Below are 23,592 nucleotides of genomic sequence, written 5' to 3'. Positions count from 1 at the left end.
AATTAATTATAAATGGGAGGGACTACAATGTTTGAGTTAGATTATATTCTTGTTGGATTGATGCAGGTTTTCGGCTTTTTTGTCCAGGGAACCACAGGCTTTGGCGTTCTTATACCGTCGATCCTTGGTGGCTTTATGGCAGCCGCTTTTAAGACGCTGTCCCATTGGACAAATGTATTCATCGGTTTTCGGATCATAGGTAAAACGCTCTTTGCTATACGTTTCTTGACCCTTTTGGGTTGCGGGCTTTTGTCTGGATACGATTAGTTTCATTTGCTCCTGCTTGCATTTTTCCAATTCTTCACCACAGTAATAACCTTTGTCGGCGAGGACCGTAATCGGCTCTTTTGAAGGCTTCGGATTTTCGTCCGCATCCATCGCCTCAAAGGATTCCACCGCCTGGCTTGAGATGTTATGAAGCTGTCGCTGGTCGGCGGGAGAACTGACCACGTCTACCGCAGCCACTAAGTGATGTTTTTCATCCACGGCGATCTGAACATTATGAGCAATGTCCGTCCCATTATTGCTGACACTCATATGGCGGGCATCCGGATCCGTCACGGAGATCTCACCGGTTTCTTTGATCCTCCCGGCCATCGCTTCCAGCTCTTGGATCCGCGCTTGAGCTTGACGAAGTTTTTCTTTCAAGTCGACGGTAGAAGCGCTTTCGGCCGCGCCTTCATCCCGATCTCCGGCTTCGAGGAGTGCTAAGTATTTGCTCGCACTGTCTTCATAATGCTTCAGCATTTTTTGGACCTTGCGTTTGGTGAAACTCTTTTGTCGGGAATTGCTTGCCCGAAACTTGCTGCCGTCCACGGCGATGATTTGTTTCCCGTACAGGCCGAGCTCGTTGCACAGCAGACTGAACTCTTTAAAGATATTTTTTAACGCTTCGGGATTGTGCTGGCGAAATTTGGAGATGGTTCGATCATCCGGCTTTAATTGATCCAGCAGCCACATGACTTCAATGTTTCGGTGAGCTTCCCGTTCAAGCTTTCGGGTGGTCCGGATGCCATTTAAGTATCCGTACAGGAACAGCTTCAACAGATGACGCGGGTCGAAGGTTGTCGGCCAACTTCTTTCGTTACGCCATAGCGAAAACCCAGCCGCTGCATATCCAGCGTATCGACAAACGCATCGATCACCCGTACCGGATGATCTTCGGCGATCATTTCGTTTAATGTCATCGGTAATAAGCTAACTTGATCTTTATGCTCACCTTGAATATAGCGGGACATCGAACCACCTCGTTTTCTTTCTATTATATCATATAACCATTGATAATACAGGATTTCAGGGTGGTAATACTAATGTTTTATTGATTTGTTTTTACGCAACCTGACGGAGGTATTCGGTACATGATGTACCGAATACCTCCCTATATAATCTTAAATATGCTTCGATTTCCTCACGATATCTTAGATTTTCATATATATCAAACAGGCAACTTTATGGAAAACAAGAACAGTTGGAATACCAGGGATCAAATATGGGTTTTTTTGCACCGCAAACAAGCGTCCTTACCTACTTATTTGGCGGTATTAACCCACGTTCACTTATGGAAGCAAACCTCCCATGTCTAACCGGATCGTTTTCTTCTTTTGAAACGTCCTAAATTCCCACGTTCTGCCTCTCCATAAAGTGGGTGTCTTTCTGCTCCGTTACCGAGTCATTGCTCTTATGGTATTTGATTCGACTACCTGCCTGTTTTGATCACTCTTTGGATACTTTCCATTGCTAGGTTCTCTAAGACGCAGCCTAGCAATATACATATGGATTTCAATCGCTATTTCTTGTTCATTATATTATTTGATCATTGTTGATGCTATTCGTCTTACAGGTACCCTAGGTACCTGTTTTTTTATCTATTTATGGTATTATTTATTTCATACTACTGTTTTATACTAAAACCCTTCCTTCATGCAGCCGCTAAGAATGTTGGCCTTTGAATATCTTTAAGCATTTTCTCTGGATCAAAAGAGACCCCTTTAGTCAGCATCGCATAAAATATTCGAATGAGTTTACAACTAAGAGCCACTATGGATTGTTTTTTCTTCATCGGGTTCGGTTTTTCATTGATATTATAATGATGCAGCGCTTTGAAAGCGTCATTGTTGGATACCAGAGAAAGTACTGCCTGAAACAGGGTTGTTCGAAGGCGCTTCCTTCCGCGACGATTAATTTCAGTCTTCCCTTTATGAGCTCCGGAACTGGTCTCTTTGAGATTTAGGCCTGAGTACGCTTGAATTTGCTTAGGGGATTGAAAGCGCGAAATATCTCCTACTTCCGCAAGAAATCCAGCGGCACTAATCGGTCCGATCCCTTTAATCTCCTCAAGTTTCTCTGCAGAGGGGATGCGTGCACAGATGCTTTCCAGGAATTGCTCCGCCTTATCAATTTGCTTTGTTTTCAGCCGGTACTCTTCGATTAGCATCTCTATTTCCATGGCCGCTGCAACCGGTTCTGTTTTACGGCCAATACTCCCTTTTGCTGCTTCGATCAGACGCTGAGATCGTTTAATACCAACCGCTCGAATGTTCACACTTCGAAAAATTTCATTAATGGATTCCGCGTCCATTTTTATGATGTGAGAAGGCAAGGCCAGCCGGCTTAATACTTCAACACTGGCCTCCCCAAAGGGGTCTTTAAACACCTCTTTATACTCAGGAAAATAGATCTTCAGCCATCGCTGAACCTTATTCTTTAACCGAGAAATATCACCTTTTACACGCAGATAATTATTGTGGGCGACCCGTAGCTCTGCATGTTCTTTTTCGGGAAGATAGGGGTTGTTGTATCGTCCGTCAATCCCTAATTTCGCGATAACTTTGGGGTCTTTTTGGTCGCTTTTCGACGGATTATTATCATCTAACGCTTTACTTTGCTTTACATGGGTAGAATTCACTAATACCAGGGAGCTTTGATTCGCTTTTAAATGATCTGCCAGGGCATACCAGTAGTGCCCTGTAGGTTCAGCACCAATCAAGAATTCAGATAAGTGATTTTTTTTCTGTAAGTTTAAAATCCATTGATCCAATACTTTGAAGCCGGCTGCAGTATTATCAAAACGTAGATATTTGGTGAATTCAATCCCTCGCCAGCTAAATGCTCGGGCATAATGCGTCTTACTTCCAATGTCAATTCCTACAACCAAAGTGCTTTCCGTAACTTGATTAATTTTTTCATTTTGTGTACAATACATAATGAATGACCTCCAATAGTTTTAGATTTGTCCTTCTCGGGAACACTTATCTAATTCTATCGCGAGGTCATTCTTTTTTCAAATCCTATTTAAGACGATTACGGGAATGCTCCGTCCCCTTTGGTTTACCCTTTGGTTTATCATTTATCGGAGATAGTTACCATAACTGTAGAACTCCTTGGTTTTTTCGATGTCCCGTTCAACTTCCTGAAGCAGCAAGGTTTTTTCAATCTTGGACTTGTTCCTCTTAAAAAGGATGGTTAGTTTGCTGGACTTCTTTTCGGGAATGCTAAGTTCAACAGTATCGTTGTTTGATTTCATGGATTGTTCCATTTGGTTTCCTCCCTTTATTTTTTCTACTTGTTCATTGATCATTCCGTATCCGCTTCCCATTTCCTGATCTCTAGGTATAGTATAGAACGAATGTAAGCTATAGATAACGGTCTGAGGGCTATTTTATGGTCCATCTCCGGGCGGTTTTGCATCGGTCTGAAGTTGGAGAGAGGAGATGCATAAGGGTGTTTTGATAATTGAAAAATATATAGCGTGATATAAAAAAATACATAAAAGACATATGAAATGTACATCAAAGGCATGGTGGGGTATACTTATTTAAAGAGGTAGAAATCTTTGCGAGGTAGGGCTACTAAAATGCAAAGCAACAAAAGGGAGGTTAAGCAATGCGAGTAATAAACACAAAAGATCTCATCCCCGTGGTAAAGGATTTAGTGATAAAAGCCTGTACGGATTTGGATGATAATCTTATGGAGGCGTTAACCCAGTCGATTAAAGTAGAGGAATCGGAACTGGGAAAGGAAGTGCTGGAGACCTTAATTGAAAATGCCAATTTAGCCAGGGAAAAAGAAGCCCCCTGCTGTCAAGATACGGGGATTGCGGTTGTGTATTTGGAGATCGGACAGGAAGTGTGTTGGGAAGGGCCCGGTCTTACGGATAGCATCAATGAAGGAGTGCGGCAAGGATATAAGGAAGGGTATTTACGAAACTCCGTGGTGGGGGATCCGATTATCCGTGAAAACACCAAGGATAATACCCCGGCGGTGATCCATACGAAGATTGTTGAAGGTCGGCAAGTGAAAATTACCGTCATGCCCAAGGGGGCAGGGAGCGAAAACATGGGAAGAGCCAGTGTGTTAAAACCCGCCGACGGCGTGGAAGGGATTATGAATTATGTAATGGAAACCGTTGGAAATGCCGGAGGTAAAGCCTGTCCACCCCTGATTGTGGGAGTGGGTCTCGGGGGCAGCATGGAAAAAAGCACCCTGCTGGCGAAGGAAGCCTTGCAACGACCCATTGGTGATCGCAGTCCGGTCTCTCATATTGCAGCTCTAGAAGCGGAACTCTTAACAAAGATCAATGACCTGGGCATCGGACCCATCGGGATCGGCGGCAGAGTTACGGCCCTAGATGTTCATATAGAAACCTTTCCCTGTCATATCGCCTCCTTACCCATTTCGGTAAATCTGCAGTGCCACGCTAACCGGCACGCCAGTAAAACCATCTAATCATGGAAACTGAAATGCCATCAAAACAATTTAAGTATACAAATCGATATACCGGCAAAACAATATAACCGAGGGAGGCGGAGGCATTGAAGATCAATTTACCACTAAGGAAGGAAGAAGCGATGAAACTAAGGATCGGAGAGGTGCTGGAACTCTCTGGAGAGATTTATACTGCAAGGGATGCAGCCCATAAACGCTTAGTAGAGACCCTAAAAAAAGGGGAAGCTCTGCCCATGGATTTGAAGGATGCAACAATTTTTTATGCGGGACCCTGTCCGCCGAAACCCGGAGAAGTAATCGGGCCCATAGGACCCACCACCAGCACTCGCATGGACCCCTATGTGGAACCTTTGATCAAACAGGGGATGATTGCCATGATCGGAAAAGGGGAGCGACAGGATTATGTCCGAGACCTATGCAAAAAGCATAACGTGGTTTATCTGTTGGGAATCGGAGGTGCCGCCACATTATATGCGCAAAATATCAAATCCATTGAAGAAGTTGCCTATGAAGATTTGGGAACGGAATCCGTAAAGCGCCTCAGGGTGGAGGGCCTTAAAGTTATCGTCGGTATCGACACGGAGGGGAATGTACTTCACAAAGAGGGCAAAGATAAATTTAAAAAGTAAGGCAAGTTTTAAAAATAAAGTTAAGCTCAAAGGATAAAACAGTATAATATTATTAGAGCAGCATCTAAGTATTCAAACAATAAGACCGGAGCAGCGGATCATTTTACAAGGAGGACTTATCATGGATAGGAAAGAAAAAGCAATGGCCCTACATCGAGAGTGGAAAGGGAAAATTGAGGTGACCAGCACGGTACCTCTGGAGACGAGAAAAGATCTCTCCTTGGCCTATACCCCCGGGGTTGCGGAACCCTGTCTGGAAATCGCAAAGAATAAGGAAGAAGCCTATAATTTAACTCGAAAATGGAATCTGGTGGCAGTGGTAACCGATGGGTCGGCGGTTTTGGGGCTGGGGGACATCGGTCCCGAGGCGGCGATGCCGGTGATGGAAGGGAAATGTGTGCTCTTTAAGAACTTCGGCAACGTCGACGGCTTTCCCATATGTTTAGACACAAAGGATCCGGAAAAAATTGTGGAAACGATTAAATTAATGAGCCCCACCTTCGGCGGTATCAATCTGGAGGATATCAGTGCACCAAGATGCTTTGAAATCGAAGAGCGATTGAAAGCGGAACTGGATATCCCCATATTCCATGACGATCAGCATGGAACCGCCATTGTGGTTGTTGCGGGGATTATTAATGCCTTAAAGCTCGTTAATAAAAGGGCGGAGGAAATCACGGTGGTCATCAATGGCGCCGGAGCAGCAGGCACCGCCATTGCCAAAATGGTTCTTAATTTAGGGGTAACAGATATACTACTCTGTGACAGACAGGGGATTTTGCACCGGGAATCCCCTTTTACGGATCCTAGCAAGGCGGAGATGGCGAAAAAAACCAATCATCATAAGAAACAGGGAACCTTAAAAGATGCCATGGTTGGTGCGGATATTTTCATCGGGGTGTCCGCCCCCGAGGTGGTTACGGAAGAGATGGTAAGAAGCATGAACAAGGATGCCATCGTCTTTGCCATGGCAAACCCTGTACCGGAAGTTATGCCGGATATCGCGAAAAAAGGGGGCGCCAAAGTAATCGGTACCGGAAGGTCGGATTTTCCCAATCAGATTAATAATGTATTGGCCTTCCCCGGGGTATTTCGAGGGGCTTTGGACGTTCGGGCAAAGGAGATCAATGAAGAAATGAAACTTGCCGCAGCCCGGGCCATCGCCGAGGTGATCAACGAAGAAGAACTGACCGAGACGTATATTCTCCCCGACGCCTTTGACCTCAGGGTAGCGGATCACATCGCAAAGGCCGTGGCCCGAGCCGCAATTAATACCGGGGTGAATCGCTTAAAAAATACAAAAGAGTAATTCAACGCCGAAAGATGACAGGGGGACGGAGTTTTTGTCATCTTAATTTCTTATGGTGGAGAAAAGATGACAGGGGGACGGAGTTTTTGTCATCTTATTTCTTATGGTGGAGAAAGGCATAGATGAGAGCCTGACGGAGTAATTGCCCCCAAAAAAAGAGTAAGGACAGGTTTTTGTCTAGATACAGACAAGGTCCTGTCCCATTTTTCATGTCTATTTTTGGACTTAAGATTTTGTGTTCTTTGGTTTACTGGTACTTGGTTCATGGTTCTTTCTAGTAATAAATATTCGGTTTCGCAGGCAGCACTTCGTCGATGTACAAGGACTCGTAAGGAAGATCCTCTATCGCTACTGAAAAATCCTCAACCGTACCATAAACTACGACACCATAGGTGTAGATCCCCTCTTCTTCAATGTAGTCCAAGGCGTCTTCATAAAAATCCAGTTTGTAAGGGTTGTAATCAAAGATTTCGATGAATTCCTCCCGTCCGCTTAAATAGCTGAGCCGGGAATGAAAATGGGTCTCGAAAATTTCTGCAAAGTCTTCCTCCACCCGGATGGGCTCCTCCCAGCGATCTTCCAGGTTGAACAGGGGATAGGCCTCGGGGTCCGGTCGGCTGCTTCCCGAAGGTTCATCCTGGGAAGGATTAAAACCGATTAAATGCATGGGCTGGTTTTCACTCCACCGGGTCCCCGGTTCTGTTGTACGAATGCCCACCCATTTGAAATCCAGGTCCCGGTGATCCATACTGAGGTCATGGAATTCCATCATGGAAAGGTCTTCCTCAAACACCACATGCATGGCTAGATAAGAAAGGGGGTTTAAGTCTTCCAAATACTCTAAAGTGATATTGTTTTTACGCTCTTGTTGCTCCTCCCGGTAATCCGTAGCTTCTTCTTCGGTAAAATCCTCGGACTCATACTGTCCGGGATAGCGAATCAGATCAAAACCGTCCCAAAGATTTCCCCGATTCTCCCACTCGAAAATTCCGCCGTCGGCATAAGACAGATTGCCTCTAGAGATATTTACGACATGGTTTTGGGTTTGGCGGTTAAAAAGATTACGAAGGGGATAGCGGAGTTCATAGTTTCCAAAGCCCTCCGACATTACCGGAGTAAAGGAAGATACCACATGGCCCGGCATATTGAGGCTGACGTAAGCCGTCATATCAAAATGAAAATCAGTCCTTGGGTAATCGTTTTCCTCCGCCTCATTAACTACAGTAGGGTCATAATGCACTCTGTCCACCATAGCGGATATTCCATAAAATACAGTTACATAAAGAAGTACGACGATCACCACGGAGGTAAGAATGACTTTTCGAAGTCTTCGATTCACCAGTTTATGTATGCTAAAGTCCTTTTTTGGCCCTGGGCTTTCACCGTTCATTTTACCTTTTTTTTCATCCTTATTTGGGATCTCCTCCCGTAAAAATCGATCGGATAGGTCCTCGGAGAAATACGCTTCAATGGACTCGTACTTTTCCAGTTCCTTTTCCACTAGTTTTTTTTCTTCGAGTGTGGCGGTGCCTTCCCGGTATCGTTGTAAAAGCTCTTTAAAATTCATAGGGATCCTCCTTTAGATTTTTTCCTAGTTTTTTTCTTGCCCGATATAACAGGGTTTTGGTATGGGTCTCGGACTCCTGTATGGTTTTGGAAATCTCCTTTACCGATAATTCTCCGTAGTAATAAAGGTATAGGATTTCCCGGTAACGTTCCGGCTCTAAGCGAAGGAGATGTTCATACAATCGTCGGTTCCGCTCTTTTAGAAACAGACTGCCCGGAGGACTTCCCCCTTCATTTACGGTAACAGGCTTTAAATCCATATCCTCTTTGAAAACCTCCCGGTTTTTACGCTTAGCATCAAGAAACAGGTTTTTCAATACCCGAAACAGCCAGTATTTAAAAGTCCCCGTGGGGAGATTGGAGGTGATAAAGGCTTTATAGAAGCTTTCATTGACTAAGTCCTTTGCCATGTCTTCCCTCTGACAGAGACTCAAGGCGTAAAGATAAAGCTCATTGTGGTGTTCCTGGTACAAATTATTCATGGCATCGGAATTCATTGAAACCCTCCTTTCACTTTATAAACGTATGAGCATCCAAAAGGTTACGGTGATTATGGAAAAAATAATCACTATAACTATAATAGCACATCCAGTGTATCGTTAAAATTTTTTACCCGGAGGGCATCAACCCTTGATCAAAATAAGGAGTGGCGATGGTTGGAAGAATTAAGAATTGACGGCGAAGGGAATAAACAATAGAATAGAAACGTAACAGGAAAGGCACATTGGTTTATACTATAGATAAAAAGGGGAGGGCTTCATCATGCCTGAGCATACGAAAATAGTGCGATCAAAGTTATACGAAGGACCGGTCAACTTGGCCTTGGAAGAGTATCTTCTCCGAAACTGCGACGAAAATACGGTGATCCTGTATCTGTGGCAAAACAATAAAACCATCGTAATCGGCCGACATCAAAATCCTTACAAGGAATGCGACGTTAAAAAGATGGAGGCGGAAGGGGTAAATCTGGTGCGAAGAAAATCCGGAGGGGGAGCGGTGTATCAGGATCTTGGGAATCTGAATTTTACCTTTATTTCCGGTCGGGACCATCACGATATCACCCGGCAGTACAAAGTGATTTTAAAGGCCTTGGAAAGTTACGGCATCTACGGCGAGATTTCCGGTCGAAATGACCTGACCGTTGATGGGCAAAAATTTTCAGGAAATGCCTTTATGAATCATAAAGAGGTGCAGTGCCATCACGGCACCTTATTGTTGGATGTGGACCTGAAGGCCTTGCCGAAATATCTCACCCCGTCGCAGCTAAAAATCAAAGCGAGGGGCGTGGACTCTGTAAAGTCCCGGGTGGTAAATCTCCGATCATTGAACGAAAAGATCACCACCGAGGACCTGTCCTCAAAAATTATCGATGCATTTAAAGAGGAATACTCCTATACCGGTGAGATCGAAGAGATCGGTCCCGAAAATGTGGAGGAAGAAGTCCTCGGTGAGGCCAAAGCCTACGAGGAATGGACCTGGAATTACGGAAAGGCCCCTTCCTTTGATCTGACCCTGGAAGAAAAATATCCCTGGGGGGTTTTTGAAATGGATCTGTCTACGAAAAACGGCAGGATTCAAGAGGCCGCCATTAATACCGACTGCATACTGAAAGAGGATTTTATTCCACTGACAAAAGACTTAGTCGGCACCCCCTTAGCGGCGAAGGACATGGAAGAGGTCTTGCAAAACTCGTTGCAGAATCCGGAAATCATCCGGGATCTCCAATCCCTGGTTCGAGAGAAACTCTAAAAGATGACAGCGATGACAGCGGGACGGAGTTTTTGTCATCTTTTTCATTTTAATGACTTTCTTCCCCGCCATCGGAAATACAGTCATAACAACTCATAAGATCCCTGTTTTCTCCCGTAAGGAGGATGGTGAAAGTGCTCTTTTAGATTTTATCCAAGACCAAGGGGGAGAAACCTTAACAAAAGAGCAGGTTGTAAAGGACACAAATATATTAGTTCAAAGCAGCAACTTCAAAGCAGTTGCTTAGCCCAAAGGAGAAGGAGGTGTTTGAGTCGCGATGATTCAAACACCTCCTTTTCCTTTGGATCAAAAATATTTTTTATTTAGAAGGGATTTCCAGTCCCTTTGTCGAAGAAGTTATTAGACATCCATTGTAAGGAGTGATTATCTTGAAACATTGCCCGGTTTGTACTAGTGATGATATTTACAAAAGCTCATCCATGCCTATGCGGCTGGTGGTTGCTTTGGTTTTGGCGGTTCTGATTCCCTATGGTATCGTTGTCGCGTGGGTCCCCTTTGTCTTTGCACAGGCCTTTATATGTCGAAGGTGCGGAAACGAGACAAAAGCGCAAGATCTTAAGGCTTCGGATTGGAGAGAGCGGAAAAGGTGGATCGAAGAAGATGAGAAAAAATTCCGGGTTCTAAGGTCCTTCCAGAATCACTGGATCGATGACGGTGAAGGGCCATTGAAAAAAGTTATCTATTTTAAAGAAAATTGGATTGCCTATGCCTATGATGAACAAGAAAGTAAGGGTAATATAATTGAAGGCTATGATGAAAAAGAAAAGAAACTGCAGCTGGGTGGAGAAGTAAACTTTCCCAATGTGTTTTCCCGTGAAGGAATGAAGGCTTTTCTTACGGAAAAAGAACTGAAAAACCTGACAATGAACGCCGAGGAGGAGTTGAAAAACTTCATGGAACAAGAGGGAAGACTTCATCGGATTGCGACAGAGAAGATCTAAACCTGGGGATCTCAGGTTTTTTTTGTAATTTTTTTTGGTTTTCTAGGCTGGCACAGGTGCTAAAGAAATTAAAGCCTCATTTCCTGGGTAAATATAAAGAAAAACACAGGAGGGTGCAACATGGGATATTATGAAAGACCGGAATATGAAGTACTGTTGTCGGATAAGCCCTTTGAGCTAAGAGATTACAAGGAGTTTTTCATGGTTACGTACTTTAGCAAAGAAGATCCGAACTCCAGTGAAGGATTTCGAACATTATTCAGCTATATCTCCAGTAACAATGAGGAAAACAAGAAGATCTCCATGACGGTGCCGGTGATCGAAGGGAAAAATCAAGAGGGATACCGAATGTCCTTTGTGGTGCCGAAGCGTTTTGGCCCGAACCCGCCGAAGCCCTTGGATGATCGACTTACCATCACAAAAATGGAAGGGGGCCGATATGCTGTAATCCAGTATAGGGGAACTTCCAACAGAAAAGTGGAACAGGAAAAAGAGAAACGACTGCGGGAATGGATGAAAAAAATGGATTTGCCGGTGGAAGGAAGGGCAAAGGTGGCCTATTTTAATCCGCCTTTTATTCCCGGTGTGTTCAAACACAATGAAGTGATGATAAAAGTGTAGCCCAAAAGCACGCTAAGATAGTTTAGTATTTTCAAAATACCGTAAGCTGGAGCTCCTGGCCATGGTAACGATTATTGAGGGGCGGAAAAAACCCTTATGATCGCCGGAGGTGGAAAAATGGAAGGTAAAAAAGTGCTTGCGATCAATAGCAGTAAACGAAAGAAAAACACCTATGGACTGCTACAACAGTTAAAAGAACAGTTGAAAGAAAAAAATACAGAAGTTGAGATTCTGAATCTTTTCGATTACGATATTAAGGAATGTACCGGCTGTGAAATTTGCCTAAGGAAAGGAAGTTGTATTCTCCAGGATCAGGCAGAGGAGCTTATGGATAAACTAAGGGGATATGACGGACTGATATTAAGCACCCCGGTATATATGGGGAATATCAGTGGGAAGCTCAAAGTGTTTGTGGACAGAACCTGTAGATGGTTCCACCGACCGGAGTTAATTGGAGTCCCGACATTATTTGTAACCACCACGGCAGCTTCGGGAATAAAAGATACCTTTAGATCATTAGAAACCATCGGTTTTCAATGGGGTGCTTTCCCAACAGACAGCATTGCCAGAAAATCCAAGGATCTTAACAGACCTGTAGATGAAAAGGAGTATAAGAGCTTTTTAAAGCATCTGCATATGCCAAGGGAAAAATATCGGCCGAGCACCCGGCAGATGATTCATTTTCAAGTGCAAAAAGTCTTGGCTGAAAAAATCCTTGCCATCGATAAAGACTATTGGGAAGGACAGGAGTGGCTGGACAAGAACTATTTCTATGATACGAAAGCCTCGTTTATAAGTCGGGTAACGGCCCTTTTGGTATATAAAATTTTATACAAACGTATAAAATAATCCCTATACAGATACAAAATAACTGCCCTTGGATGTAGAGGGACAGGAAAGAATCCGTTTGGAGGTCAAAGAGGACGACGGCTTCATGACACGAAATTTCCTGGAGGAGTTAACCAACTGTATTTTCAAGTTCATGGAGTGATTAAAGAGGAAAAACCGTTAATTGCACTGTTTTATCGGGTTTAACGAGCTTTCACAAAAGAGTTTAGATTTGAAAAGAAAGTAAGATCAAAGATTCCATAAGGAGGCTCGGCAATGAAAAGTATAGTACTATATGTTTTAGGCATTTCTCTGGCGATAATAATACTGGTACCGGTTATATTTATCGGATATTTAACGTTAAACAATCCTTCCCATGAAGGTAAGGAAGCGCTCATGAGCACCAGTAATCCCGAGGCCCAGGCCCCGGCAGATAAAATCTACCGGGCCACCACTTTTAATATCGGATATGGGGGTTTAGACAGGAATCAAGACTTTTTTTTCGATGGAGGCAAAAATTCTCGAGGAGAGAGTAAGGCTGTGGTTCAGAAAAACCTAGAGGCCATGACTTCCTTTTTACTTGAACAAAACAGCGATTTTTTAATGATTCAGGAAATTGATCGAAAAGCCTCAAGAAGCTATGATATTGAACAATATGAATATCTGCAAAATGAACTTAGGGGATACGGCTCATCCTTTGCTTACAATTACAATGCTCTTTGGGTGCCCTTACCGGTTTTCAATCCTATGGGCTATGCCAATGCCGGCCTGGGGACCTTTTCAAGGTACCGGGTATCCGAAGCCCTAAGACATCAACTGGAAGGACAGGAGTCCTGGCCGATGATTTTAGCAGAACTGGATCGGTGCTTATTGGAAACCCGAATTCCCTTGGATAACGGAGAAAGCTTGGTGTTGATCAACCTTCATTTATCGGCCTATGACAAAGGCGGGGAATTGAGGAAACAGCAAGTGGAGCATGTTATTCGGTATATGGAGGAATTGTACAAGGAAGGAAATTATGTGGTACTAGGAGGGGACTGGAACCAGCTCTTGGGGACGAAACAATTGGAAGATCCGGAGTTTAAGGATCATTGGCCGGAGTGGCTGGTACAAGCGCCGGATTCCCTAACGGACAGCGGATTTATTTGGGGCATTGATGAAGAGGTGATGACGGTTAGAGACTTGGCAACGGCCTATGTGCCCGGCGAAACCTTTGAGACCATTATTGACGGGTTTTTGGTTTCCCCCAATGTAGAAATTTTAGAGGTTCAAGGACACGACCTGGGATATGAAAATACGGATCACAACCCGGTTTCCATGGAGTTTCGTCTAAAGAGTAAAGAAGAGAATTAGTCCTTTTCCCGCTTTAAGATCAAGGACAAAGCCCCGTCGGGATAGAGGGGGAAAAGAACCTGAACTTCAGTATAAAGGATGAAAATGCAAAGTAGCTTCAAAAAGATTGTTTAAAATATACAATGAGGTGATAAAATGACGGATTATGGAAAGATGATTCCGAAGGATTTCTGGGAAGCGGTTCGAGGGGGAAAATTTAATAAGCCCACCTCGGGAGTATCTCATGGCTATGCTCAGGCAAACTTAGTGATCCTTCCCAAAAAGTATGCCTTGGATTTCATGATTTTTGCCCAAAGAAATCCTAAACCCTGTCCCATCATAGATATATTAGAGGTAGGAGAAATAACCCCTCCACTTTCTAAAGGGGCAGATATAAGACAGGATATCCCTAAGTATAGAATTTATCAAGAGGGGGTTCTGGTTTCGGAAGAAGAGGACATCAGGGATTTATGGCGAGAGGATTTTGTATCCTTTCTTTTAGGGTGTTCTTTTACTTTTGAATCTGCTTTATTAGAAGAAGGGATTTCTATCAAACATATCGAACAGTCAAAAAATGTTGCTATGTACAAAACCAATATTGCCTGTAAGGAGGCGGGGATCTTTAGAGGGAATATGGTTGTCAGTATGAGACCGATCAAAGGAAGGGATATTACAAAGGTTGTAGAGATCACCTCCAAATTTCCCGAAGTGCACGGAGCCCCCATTCATATCGGCAATCCTGAAGAAATCGGCATACAGGATATAGACAACCCGGAGTATGGTGATGCCATATCTATAGGGAAAGATGAAATTCCGGTGTTTTGGGCTTGTGGCGTCACCCCTCAGTTGCTTGCCCTAAATGCAAAACCGGAAATTATGATTACCCATGCACCGGGGTACATGTTTGTAACCAACATAAAAAATGAAGATTTAAGCAAGGGATAAATGCTTAGAACGGCAGCATCCAAAAAAAAGGGAGTCCACTGGTAATTTAACCGGCCGGCTCCCTTTTGTTAGGCTTTTTATGGATGGATTATATGTAAAAGGTTTTCAATCTTATTTTTTAGGAAAAGATATAGCACCTATAGCCTATGAACCAAGGATAAAACCATAAATTGGAAGGAATACCGGGGGGGGGGGCGAAGAAAAAGAATATTTTAAAATGGGCCTAATAAGAATTTTTGGGTATTTTATAATAAAGGGAAGCTTGAAACGTATGAATAATATTAAAAAGGAGGAAGTTTTAATGAAGTTTTTGTTCATTCTAAACGACGGACCCTACGGAAATGAAAGAAGTTATAACGCCCTACGCCTGGCAATGGCACTGCAGGGTCGATCAAAAGAAAATGAAGTGGTAATTTCTATGGTGGGGGATGCTGTGAACAACGGCATTGCCAATCAAAAAACCCCGGAGGGGTACTATAACATTGAACGCATGCTAAAAGGGATTTTGGTGAAAAAGGGAAAGGTGAAACTCTGAGGTTCCTGCATGGATGCTCGTGGACTGAGCATGGAGATGATGGTTAAAAAAGCGGAGAAAAGCTCAATGGCAGAGTTGGCGGAACTCACGGAGAATGCGGATCAGGTAATGGTATTTTAGATGACCTTTTTGAATTTCATGATCTAGAATAAGAAAGGGATCGGCATTAAATTGGTGGGATAGGAAAACATCCGTCTAAAGGCGGAGGAGCAATCGGCCTTTAGAAGGTTCACTCCATTAATAATAGTAGTTATACTAATACTAGCAATGGGATCAGTCGAATGCTAATGCTATTGATTTTTCAAAGGCTGAGACCTTGTGACCATAGCCTAAAAAGGGTATGGTTGAAAAATCTTATGATGATCGGAGGGTTGATTAAAAATGTGTGGACTATTCAGATTACGGTTTCCTTCTTTTTGCAACGAATTTCATATTGCTTAAAGAATCTACCTGTGTAGAGTAACCGGGATTGTTCTGCCTATTTTTAAGAGAGCCTTATTAACGATAAGGAATAAAAAAACATCTAACGTTAAAGAGGAGGGACAAATCTGCCCTCTTTTTTTGCGGCTTAAATTGGATGAATCCATGATCCAACTGTTTTTTAAATGATGTAATGCCAAGATATAAGAATCCGTCGAAAGCAGTTGCCGGATCATATCCTTTACTCCCTCACAGGTAGTCTCCCTGTGATTTTTTGTTGCAAAAACCCGAAAGAAAGAGAACATAAAAATCGGTTTTTGACAGGAGGAATAAAAATGGAACTAAGAGTAAAGGGAAAAAATATCCAAGTGGAATATCTTGGACGAGAGGTACTGGACATTGAGGAAGTGGAAATATATGAGTATGATCGTATTGGTTTAGTAGGAGCAAACGGTGCAGGAAAGAGTACATTATTAAAAGTGCTGATAGGTGAGATGAACCCCGAAGCAGGGGAGGTCAACCGTCTTGGAGAATTTGCCTACATCCCTCAGCTCGAGGAAGGGGTTTTGGAGGAAACAAAGGATTTTGCTCTTATGGGTAAGCTTGGAGTTGATAAAATTGATACCCGGAGGATGAGCGGCGGGGAAGAAACCAGAATGAAAATTGCCCAGGCCCTTTCCAATCAAGCACACGGGATTTTTGCCGATGAACCGACCAGCCATTTAGACCGGGAAGGTATGGATTTTTTAATCGGACAGTTAACATATTTCCTCGGAGCCTTATTGGTGATCAGTCATGACCGGTATTTCCTGGATGAAGTGGTGCATAAGATTTGGGAGCTGGAAGATGGAAAAATTACGGAGTACTGGGGCAACTATTCTAATTATCTTCAACAAAAGGAAGAGGAACGTAAGAATCAGACGGCAAAATACGAAGAATATAGGGCGGAGTGCGGCAGATTAGAAGAAATCGCTGAGGAAAAACGAAGCAGGCTTTAAAGATTAATCAAAAGACCAAGGGCCGTGCTAAGAAAAACCGTTCCAAGGACGGGGGCCGACTCAGTCACCAAAAGCCTGTGGGAAGCAAACAGAAAAAACTGCAAAAAGCGGCAAAATCCATGGAACAAAAAATCCAGGCCCTGGAAAAGGTTCAAGCCCCTGAGCAGGAGCATTCCCTTCGGTTTAAGGAGAGTGAGGGACTAAGGCTCCATAACCCCTTTCCCATTATTGCCACAGAGATCAACAAGAGCTTCGGGGAAAAAGTCTTGTTTGAAAAGGCCTCCTTTACCATCCCCCTTGGAGGAAGAGTGGCCTTTGTAGGAGGCAATGGTGCGGGAAAAACCACCTTAATGGAAATGATCATGAACCGGGAAGAGGGGTTTGAAATATCTCCCAAGGCTAAAATAGGATACTTCACCCAGGGAAGCTATAAATATGACGGGAATCAGAACCTGATCAACCATATGCAGGCGGATTGTGATTATAATGTTTCGGAAATCCGGGGAGCCTTATCGTCAATGGGATTTACTGCGGTGGATCTAAGAAAAAACCTCAGAGTCCTCAGCGGCGGGGAAATAATAAAGCTGATGTTATTAAAGGTACTGCTTGGAAAATATAATATCCTTTTGCTGGATGAACCGAGCAATTATCTGGATCTACCGGGATTAGAAGCTTTGGAAAGTCTGATAAAGGGATTTCAAGGCACCCTGATTTTTATCAGTCATGATAGAAGGCTGGTGGAAAATGTGGCGGATGTAATTTATGAGATAAAAAACAAAAAAAATATTCGGATCAAATAAGGGATCATATATAAAGAGAACCAAGGGGGAATACATGGCATTTGCAGGCGTTGCAAAACATAATATGTTACAATAATATTATAAAACAATAAGGAAAAGAGGAGTGGTCCAATGGGATTATTCGGAAAAAATCGTAAAGAAGCATGGCATAAAGTGGTGGAGGAAATGGGCTTCCAACTGGTTGAAGGGGGACTTTTCAAGCCCGATAAGATGATAGGGAATCTCCATAACTGGACGATTACCCTGGATACCTATACCGTATCCACAGGGAAAAGTGCAGCCACCTATACCCGCATCCGAGCCCCTTATAGTGCCAAGGATGATTTTAGGTTTAAAATTTACCAAAAGGGGATTTTCAGCAATATTGGAAAACTTCTGGGTAGCCAGGATGTTGAAATCGGAATCCCTTCTCTCGACGAAAACTTCATTATTCAGGGGAATGATGAGGCTAAAATGAAAACCCTCTTTACCCATGAGAGCATTCAAAAAATCATCGAAGGCCAGGATAGGATCCGGCTGGAAGTCAAGGAGGACGACGGTTTCATGGGCACGAAATTCCCTGAAGGAGTCAAGCAATTGTATTTTGAGGATTATGGGGTGATTAAGGACGAAAAGCGATTGGTGGCCCTGTTTTATCTCTTTGGAGAAGTGTTGAAAAAAATGTCTGAAATGGACGCCATCGAAAATATCGATCCTCAAGTGACCTATAAGTAAAAAGCCAAGGGGACGTTTTGTTTGCCACCCTATGAGAGAATCACAGTCCTCCGGGTGGGTCAACTCAGCTTGTAAAACAAAAGCTAACGTTCATGGTAAAATAGGAATCAATTTCATTGTAATATAACATCCCTAGTACGCGGAGTAATGCGTGGTAGGGATGTTTAAGTTATAAAACCATGCTTCGTGTCAGGTCTACGTCTGCTACCTAGCCTCCGCCTTAAGACTGAGGACTTATTTCCCTTAAGGAGTAGATGGAGACATCCTGGGGACGGTTATTTAGATTCTCGATATATTTTATAATGAAGGGAGCCTATCTATATTAAAGAGAGCCTATCAATCATAAAGAGCTACTATTCTATAAATTTATAAAAATATAGAATAGGGCGCTACTTATAGGGGATATCTAAAATGGAGTCATGATCATTTGAAGGAAATCAATCAGGAAGTACTGAAAAAGGTATTAACAAAAATGCTCGGATAAAATATCACTGCCGCTGATTATGAAATTAAGAATCTGCAGGGAGGCACCAAGAGTTGATTTTTGAAAAAATAGAGGAGTTACAGATTTCTTTGTCGAATTAATTAATAATGAATGTAGAGATTAAGGTGAATTTCCAGAAAAGCATTTCAAGAAAGTGAGCTGATGATATTGGAAAAGAAACTGAAGGTTGCCGTAGTCCAGGACGCGCCGATTATTTTTGATCTGCAAAAAACCATGAAAAAGACCATTGAACTGACCAGGGAGGCCGCAGCCACCGGGGCAAAACTGATTGTGTTTCCCGAGAGTTTCATTCCCTGCTATCCCAGGGGACTAACCTTCGGCATGGTGGTGGGAAACCGTACGGAAAAAGGCCGACAGGATTATCAGCGCTACCATGATAACGCCGTGGCAGTGCCGGGACCCGAGGTGGATCGTTTAGGGGAACTGACCAAGGAGCTGGATGTTTACTTATCCATCGGAGTTACGGAGAAAAACGGCGAAGGCCTGGACGGAACCCTTCACTGTTCAAACTTATTCTTCGGACCGGAAGGGTATCTCGGAAGACACCGAAAATTAAAACCCACCGGGGCAGAGCGGGTCATTTGGGGAGAGGACGACGGCTCTACTTTAACCGTTGTGGATACCCCCTACGGCAAGATGGGCTCCCTGATTTGCTGGGAAAACTATATGCCCTTGGCGAGAATGGCCATGTATTTAAAAGGCGTCAATCTATATATCGTTCCAACGGCGGATCAAAGAGAAACTTACCAGGCAACCCTCAGACATATTGCCTTTGAAGGTCGGTGCTTTGTAATCATGAGCAATCAGTATGTGGAAAAATCCATGTATCCCACGGATCTTAACTATTATGAGGATCTCAAGGATCAGCCGGAGGTAATGTGTAGAGGCGGGAGCTGTATTATCAGTCCCTACGGAGAATATCTTGCGGAGCCCTTATTTGACAAACCGGGCATTATTACCGCAGAACTGGATTTAGAACAGGTTGTGCAATCGAAGTTCGATTGGGACCCCGTGGGCCATTATAATCGACCGGAAATTTTTGATTTTAAAATTAGGGAAAAATAATTTTGATTACTAACAGGATAGGATGGCAAGGTTACAACTCTGCCTATCAGAATCAATTTTGAGGAGGAAATGAAATGCTAAAAAAGATCACCGAGAGGATTTACTTATTAGAGCATGAACGAAAAACCGATCGGCCCTCCTTAGGACTGATTGTTGGAGAAAAAGGAAGTATGGTTGTGGACAGCGGAAATTCGCCGAAACATGCCGGAGAGTTTTTACAAGCAGCTGAAAAAGTAACAAAGGGACCGATAAAATACCTGGGGATTACTCACCACCACTGGGATCATATCGTGGGAATGGAAAAGATGAATATTCCCAGTGTGGGGAGTCGAAAAACCCAAAGCCGGCTGAAGGACATGGGGAACTGGAAATGGGATGATGCCTCTCTGGAAAAGCAGAAAAAGGACGGGGTATTCAATGATTTTGTAATCAATGCCATTAAAGGAGAAATGAAGGAAGAGGAAAGAAAGGATTTCAGGGTAGCCCCCATGGATATAATTTTCGAAGGGAAACTTACCTTTGACCTTGGGAACATCACATCCGTAATGCTGGAGATGGACGGACCTCATACGGAGGATACAACACTGATCTATGTACCGGAAAGGAAGGTGCTTTTCCTTGGGGATTCCATTTATGGATCGCGGAAAAACGGGAAGTTCGGTTATGACCGGGAAAAGCTGTTCATGCTGATTGAAGCAATAAGATCTCTGGATGTGGCCTATTATATCGTATCCCACGAATCCATCCTTGATCAAAAGGAAATGGAGGAATTTTTCGGAGAGCTGGAGCGAGCCTCAAAAGCGGCGGGGGCGGAAACCTCAGCAAAAGAAGGGGAAAAATAATTTAAGAAAATCTTCAATCGGGAGCCCAAAGGAGACGAGCCCTTTTATATTGAGTGCTTTTGTAATTGGAACTAATTGTATACTAAGCATTGAAAGGAAGGATTGTGACAAATGGAACTGCAGTATGAAAAATATACGAAAAATCAGCAGGAAAGCGTAATGGAAATGATTGGGAAGGATCCGGAACAAAGGGATTATCTTCGAAGTGTATTGGAACTGGAATCAGGGAAAGTAAGGGTTGTCTATGGAAAGAAGGAAATTCTGGGCCTGGTGCAAATTGAGCCGGAAAAGGACACCTCCTTTGTCATCGTTTACGTTCCCCTTAATCATCGTAACAGAGGCCTTGGTAGTAGGATTTTACAATATGCAGAAGAGGTATTACATCAAGAGGAAACGAAAAAGATTATGACCACCTATTCCATGAACCATGAAAACTCCAAGGGCTTTGCAAAAAAGCACGGCTATGAACGACTGTTTTCCAGTGCCTATTTAAAGCGTAGTGATGGGAAATTCACCATTGAACAGGTACCGGTAAGGCCTTACCGGGATGAAGATTTTGAGGAGGCCTTTACCTTATCCGCCAAAGCCTTCCATGAAATGCGTTTAAGGGTAGGGGATTTTCCCGATTCCGCCGTAGGTAAGCCCAGTGAAGGGATCTGCAGTGCATGGAAGCAGGACGCTGGGAATCGATACATTTATGAGCTGAATGGAGAAATCGCAGGCTATGGTCGTCTGGAAGGCAATGAAATTGAAAGCATCTCGGTGCGTACGGATCTCCAGGGACAAGGGATTGGAATGAAGTTTACCCGGTATTTATGCAATGAGCTTTACAATAGAGGCAATAAGGAAATCTATCTTTGGTGTGTGGTGGGCAACAAGGCCCGAAATCTCTATGATCATTTGGGCTTTCGGGAAGTGTTTGTCTCGGAGTTTGCCCTGAAGTCCATAGTACCGTAAAAGAAGCGTCCCATGAGTGGACGTTTTTTTCTTGGTCCTTTCCTTGATTACTTCTTGGTTCAAAATGATCAGCTGATATTACAGATCGATTATAGGGACAACTTTCGATAAATCCTTGGAAATCGGGTATATATTAAAGGAGTTACAAGTAGTGGATTGACTGGAGGCGTGTGCAATGAAAAAAAGAAAGAACTGGAAAGTAATTTTTGTATTGATTTTGCTGGCAAGCATAGTGGTAAGCAGCGGAATGGGTCCGAGACAGAGAGGGCCGGGGATGATGCGGTCCAGCCAAGTTTTTGTAGATAATGAATATGAATTTCTGGTGCATATGATCCCCCATCATCAAGAGGCTGTGGATAATGCACAAATTCTAAGAGACAATACAGAGCGGGGAGAAATGCGGGATTTTGCAGAAGAAATCATTCAAACCCAAAGGGAAGAAATTGAACGGATGCAAGGCTTTCTTAACGACTGGTATCCGGATGAAGTACATGCAGTTGATTATGAACCGATGATGGGAGATTATGAAAACCTAACCGGAGAGGAATTGGATCGGGCATTTTTAGAGGATATGATTCCTCATCATATGGAAGCGGTGATGATGTCGCAGCAATTATTAATGAGAGGACTTGCGGAGCATGAAGAGGTAGCGGTTTTAGCCCGGGACATCAGAAACAGTCAGCGGGATGAAATTCATCAAATGGAGGAATGGCTGTCAAGCTGGTATGGTGAGTCTTCAATGATGGCCTCGGATGATGACTCTTCCTGGATGACCTGGGGCCATGATTCCGGAGGAATGATGAGAAGGACTCCGTGGCCGAGCGTACTTATATGGGGCGGAATTATTTTAATCGGCATTGTTCTGATTGTGATTCTTATGTTGAATAAAACAAAGACCCCTAATAAGTCCCAGTCTTCCACTAGTCCATCGGCAAAAGAGATACTGGATACGCGATTAGCTAAAGGGGAGATCTCGGAAGAAGAGTACCAAAAGAAGCGCAAATATCTAGATGAATAAAAAAGCAAGTACTGCATCGGATTACCTTTGTACAAATAAAGAACAGCACAGTAAATCTTCTGTGTTGTTCTTTATTTAATAAAACAAAACAAGCTTTTAACATCAACTTTTGAAATGCTTAAATCACGTACATTTCATGGCTTAGTTTTTGTTAGTGCATTCCTTTTTGGTTTACAGTGAAGAATCAAAAGTAAGGGTCCCGGATTTGGAGTAAGGGATAAGAATCAATAAAAGTTGGCACGGGAATTGCAACTATATAATAGCAGGAGGGAAATTCATGGAGAATATAGGGATCGTAAAAAAAATAGAAGGCAGTGAAGCGATTGTGGAAATTCAACGAACCAGTGCCTGCGGTGAAAGCTGTGCTTCCTGCAAAGGGGGCTGCATACCCACTAAAAAGTATGTGGAGGCTATAAATCTGCCGGAAGCGAAAGCAGGACAGCGGGTGAAGATTGAACTGCAAACAAAAAAAGTACTGAATGCCGCAATCATTATGTATCTTTTACCTCTGTTAAGCACTTTCATCGGTGTGTTACTGGGAATATGGGCCGGTGGAAATATGGGAGACGGAAGCAATCAAGAGGCGGTGGGGATCGCTACAGGGCTGATCTTTTTAGGACTGTCCTTTCTCGGCATTCGTCTTTGGGACCGCAGCCGAAAAAACAGAGAAAAAGTAGAAATCGTGATTTCGAAAATTATTAAATGAAGAGATTGAATGAAGAATCACCGTAAAGTGTCTAAAAAAAGGAGGTGCGTCCTTTGAAAAACTTTTTCAAAAACATGTTGAAGTCTATTGAAGATGCCAATAAGCAGAATTTCGGCAAGAAAAAAATGGACTGTTGTGACCTGAACCAAGGGTCCAATGGAAACAACAAAAATGCCAAGCAAGATAAATCCAGCCATAACAGTGCAAAACATTGATTCAATCCTATTTGTGGGCACGTAATGAAATAGTGTAACTGATGGAGATTAGGTGAAGGGATACCGAATTGCGACAGGCAGAGAATAAGAAAAACTGTGGGAAATACTACAGTTTGTGTGGGGTTTCCCACAGCCACAGGGCAAGAAAAAA

At 43.3% G+C, this 23,592-nt stretch carries 24 protein-coding genes and 1 pseudogene; 19 read left to right on the top strand and 6 right to left on the bottom strand.

Annotated features, from left to right (window positions below; translation table 11 throughout):
• Positions 1 to 36 precede the first annotated feature (36 nt).
• The 4 genes from ISALK_RS10185 to ISALK_RS10170 all read right to left on the bottom strand — a co-directional run bounded on the left by ISALK_RS10185 (position 37) and on the right by ISALK_RS10170 (position 3,535).
• Positions 37 to 1,044 carry a transposase gene (locus tag ISALK_RS10185; RefSeq protein WP_160721910.1) on the bottom strand — a complete coding sequence of 336 codons (1,008 nt, stop codon included), beginning with the start codon at positions 1,042 to 1,044 and terminating at the stop codon, positions 37 to 39.
• Positions 1,041 to 1,238, bottom strand: coding sequence for a transposase (locus ISALK_RS10180; protein WP_160721908.1), 198 nt, complete (start codon positions 1,236 to 1,238; stop codon positions 1,041 to 1,043). Before ISALK_RS10180 ends, ISALK_RS10185 begins: the two co-directional genes overlap by 4 nt.
• A gap of 680 nt (positions 1,239 to 1,918) precedes the next feature.
• The gene (locus ISALK_RS10175; protein ID WP_160721906.1) at positions 1,919 to 3,202 is read right to left on the bottom strand and encodes an IS110 family RNA-guided transposase; all 1,284 of its coding nucleotides are present in this window, start codon (positions 3,200 to 3,202) and stop codon (positions 1,919 to 1,921) included.
• 144 nt (positions 3,203 to 3,346) lie between these two features.
• The gene (locus tag ISALK_RS10170; protein WP_160721904.1) at positions 3,347 to 3,535 is read right to left on the bottom strand and encodes a hypothetical protein; all 189 of its coding nucleotides are present in this window, start codon (positions 3,533 to 3,535) and stop codon (positions 3,347 to 3,349) included.
• A gap of 347 nt (positions 3,536 to 3,882) precedes the next feature.
• Between ISALK_RS10170 and ISALK_RS10165 the strand changes: the two genes are divergently transcribed.
• The 3 genes from ISALK_RS10165 (at position 3,883) to ISALK_RS10155 (ending at position 6,663) form a co-directional block, all read left to right on the top strand.
• Positions 3,883 to 4,725 carry a fumarate hydratase gene (locus ISALK_RS10165; RefSeq protein ID WP_160721902.1) on the top strand — a complete coding sequence of 281 codons (843 nt, stop codon included), beginning with the start codon at positions 3,883 to 3,885 and terminating at the stop codon, positions 4,723 to 4,725.
• An 86-nt stretch (positions 4,726 to 4,811) separates the two neighbouring features.
• A complete protein-coding gene (locus ISALK_RS10160) occupies positions 4,812 to 5,354 on the top strand; it encodes a FumA C-terminus/TtdB family hydratase beta subunit (RefSeq protein ID WP_160721900.1) in 543 nt (180 codons plus the stop codon).
• A gap of 121 nt (positions 5,355 to 5,475) precedes the next feature.
• Positions 5,476 to 6,663 (top strand): NAD(P)-dependent malic enzyme, encoded by a 1,188-nt coding sequence (locus tag ISALK_RS10155; protein ID WP_160721898.1) that lies wholly within the window; start codon positions 5,476 to 5,478, stop codon positions 6,661 to 6,663.
• A 274-nt stretch (positions 6,664 to 6,937) separates the two neighbouring features.
• Here ISALK_RS10155 and ISALK_RS10150 read toward each other — a convergent pair whose 3' ends face one another.
• A complete protein-coding gene (locus ISALK_RS10150) occupies positions 6,938 to 8,230 on the bottom strand; it encodes an anti sigma factor C-terminal domain-containing protein (RefSeq protein ID WP_160721896.1) in 1,293 nt (430 codons plus the stop codon).
• Complete coding sequence (locus ISALK_RS10145) at positions 8,220 to 8,726, bottom strand: RNA polymerase sigma factor (RefSeq protein WP_160721894.1); 507 nt, start codon at positions 8,724 to 8,726, stop codon at positions 8,220 to 8,222. The genes ISALK_RS10150 and ISALK_RS10145 overlap by 11 nt, the downstream gene beginning before the upstream one ends.
• A 265-nt stretch (positions 8,727 to 8,991) precedes the next feature.
• Between ISALK_RS10145 and lplA the strand changes: the two genes are divergently transcribed.
• The 16 genes and pseudogenes from lplA to ISALK_RS14940 all read left to right on the top strand — a co-directional run bounded on the left by lplA (position 8,992) and on the right by ISALK_RS14940 (position 23,441).
• Positions 8,992 to 9,978, top strand: coding sequence for a lipoate--protein ligase (gene lplA, locus ISALK_RS10140; protein ID WP_160721892.1), 987 nt, complete (start codon positions 8,992 to 8,994; stop codon positions 9,976 to 9,978).
• A gap of 389 nt (positions 9,979 to 10,367) precedes the next feature.
• Entirely contained in the window at positions 10,368 to 10,940 is a 573-nt protein-coding gene (locus tag ISALK_RS10135) for a hypothetical protein (protein ID WP_160721890.1), read from the top strand.
• Positions 10,941 to 11,060: 120 nt separating this feature from the next.
• Positions 11,061 to 11,561, top strand: coding sequence for an SOUL family heme-binding protein (locus ISALK_RS10130; RefSeq protein WP_160721888.1), 501 nt, complete (start codon positions 11,061 to 11,063; stop codon positions 11,559 to 11,561).
• A gap of 117 nt (positions 11,562 to 11,678) precedes the next feature.
• On the top strand, positions 11,679 to 12,410 hold the full coding sequence (locus ISALK_RS10125) for a flavodoxin family protein (protein ID WP_160721886.1): 732 nt from the start codon (positions 11,679 to 11,681) through the stop codon (positions 12,408 to 12,410).
• Between the two features lie 255 nt (positions 12,411 to 12,665).
• Positions 12,666 to 13,742: an endonuclease/exonuclease/phosphatase family protein gene (locus ISALK_RS10120; protein WP_160721884.1), complete on the top strand. Its 1,077-nt coding sequence runs from the start codon at positions 12,666 to 12,668 to the stop codon at positions 13,740 to 13,742.
• Between the two features lie 135 nt (positions 13,743 to 13,877).
• Entirely contained in the window at positions 13,878 to 14,666 is a 789-nt protein-coding gene (locus ISALK_RS10115; protein ID WP_160721882.1) for a putative hydro-lyase, read from the top strand.
• Positions 14,667 to 14,883: 217 nt separating this feature from the next.
• A pseudogene (locus tag ISALK_RS10110) lies at positions 14,884 to 15,321 on the top strand (DsrE/DsrF/TusD sulfur relay family protein).
• Between the two features lie 635 nt (positions 15,322 to 15,956).
• On the top strand, positions 15,957 to 16,619 hold the full coding sequence (locus tag ISALK_RS15610) for an ATP-binding cassette domain-containing protein (RefSeq protein ID WP_442786249.1): 663 nt from the start codon (positions 15,957 to 15,959) through the stop codon (positions 16,617 to 16,619).
• A 119-nt stretch (positions 16,620 to 16,738) separates the two neighbouring features.
• Positions 16,739 to 17,419 (top strand): ATP-binding cassette domain-containing protein, encoded by a 681-nt coding sequence (locus ISALK_RS15605; protein WP_442786248.1) that lies wholly within the window; start codon positions 16,739 to 16,741, stop codon positions 17,417 to 17,419.
• 111 nt (positions 17,420 to 17,530) lie between these two features.
• Positions 17,531 to 18,133, top strand: a complete 603-nt coding sequence (locus tag ISALK_RS10100; RefSeq protein ID WP_160721880.1) for a DUF3137 domain-containing protein — start codon at positions 17,531 to 17,533, stop codon at positions 18,131 to 18,133.
• A 646-nt stretch (positions 18,134 to 18,779) separates the two neighbouring features.
• The gene (locus ISALK_RS10095; RefSeq protein ID WP_160721878.1) at positions 18,780 to 19,703 is read left to right on the top strand and encodes a carbon-nitrogen hydrolase family protein; all 924 of its coding nucleotides are present in this window, start codon (positions 18,780 to 18,782) and stop codon (positions 19,701 to 19,703) included.
• Positions 19,704 to 19,777: 74 nt separating this feature from the next.
• Positions 19,778 to 20,545, top strand: coding sequence for an MBL fold metallo-hydrolase (locus ISALK_RS10090; protein WP_160721876.1), 768 nt, complete (start codon positions 19,778 to 19,780; stop codon positions 20,543 to 20,545).
• 111 nt (positions 20,546 to 20,656) lie between these two features.
• Entirely contained in the window at positions 20,657 to 21,502 is an 846-nt protein-coding gene (locus ISALK_RS10085; RefSeq protein WP_160721874.1) for a GNAT family N-acetyltransferase, read from the top strand.
• 175 nt (positions 21,503 to 21,677) lie between these two features.
• The gene (locus ISALK_RS10080; protein WP_160721934.1) at positions 21,678 to 22,520 is read left to right on the top strand and encodes a DUF305 domain-containing protein; all 843 of its coding nucleotides are present in this window, start codon (positions 21,678 to 21,680) and stop codon (positions 22,518 to 22,520) included.
• A 277-nt stretch (positions 22,521 to 22,797) separates the two neighbouring features.
• Entirely contained in the window at positions 22,798 to 23,226 is a 429-nt protein-coding gene (locus ISALK_RS10075) for a SoxR reducing system RseC family protein (protein WP_160721872.1), read from the top strand.
• A 53-nt stretch (positions 23,227 to 23,279) separates the two neighbouring features.
• Entirely contained in the window at positions 23,280 to 23,441 is a 162-nt protein-coding gene (locus ISALK_RS14940) for an LDCC motif putative metal-binding protein (RefSeq protein ID WP_201756895.1), read from the top strand.
• The last annotated feature ends 151 nt before the right edge of the window (positions 23,442 to 23,592 follow it).

Origin of the sequence: Isachenkonia alkalipeptolytica (assembly GCF_009910325.1) — a bacterium.
Classification (GTDB): domain Bacteria; phylum Bacillota; class Clostridia; order Peptostreptococcales; family T1SED10-28; genus Isachenkonia; species Isachenkonia alkalipeptolytica.
Note: the sequence above shows the minus strand (reverse complement) of the source record. Positions and strands in the feature narration are given on the sequence as shown.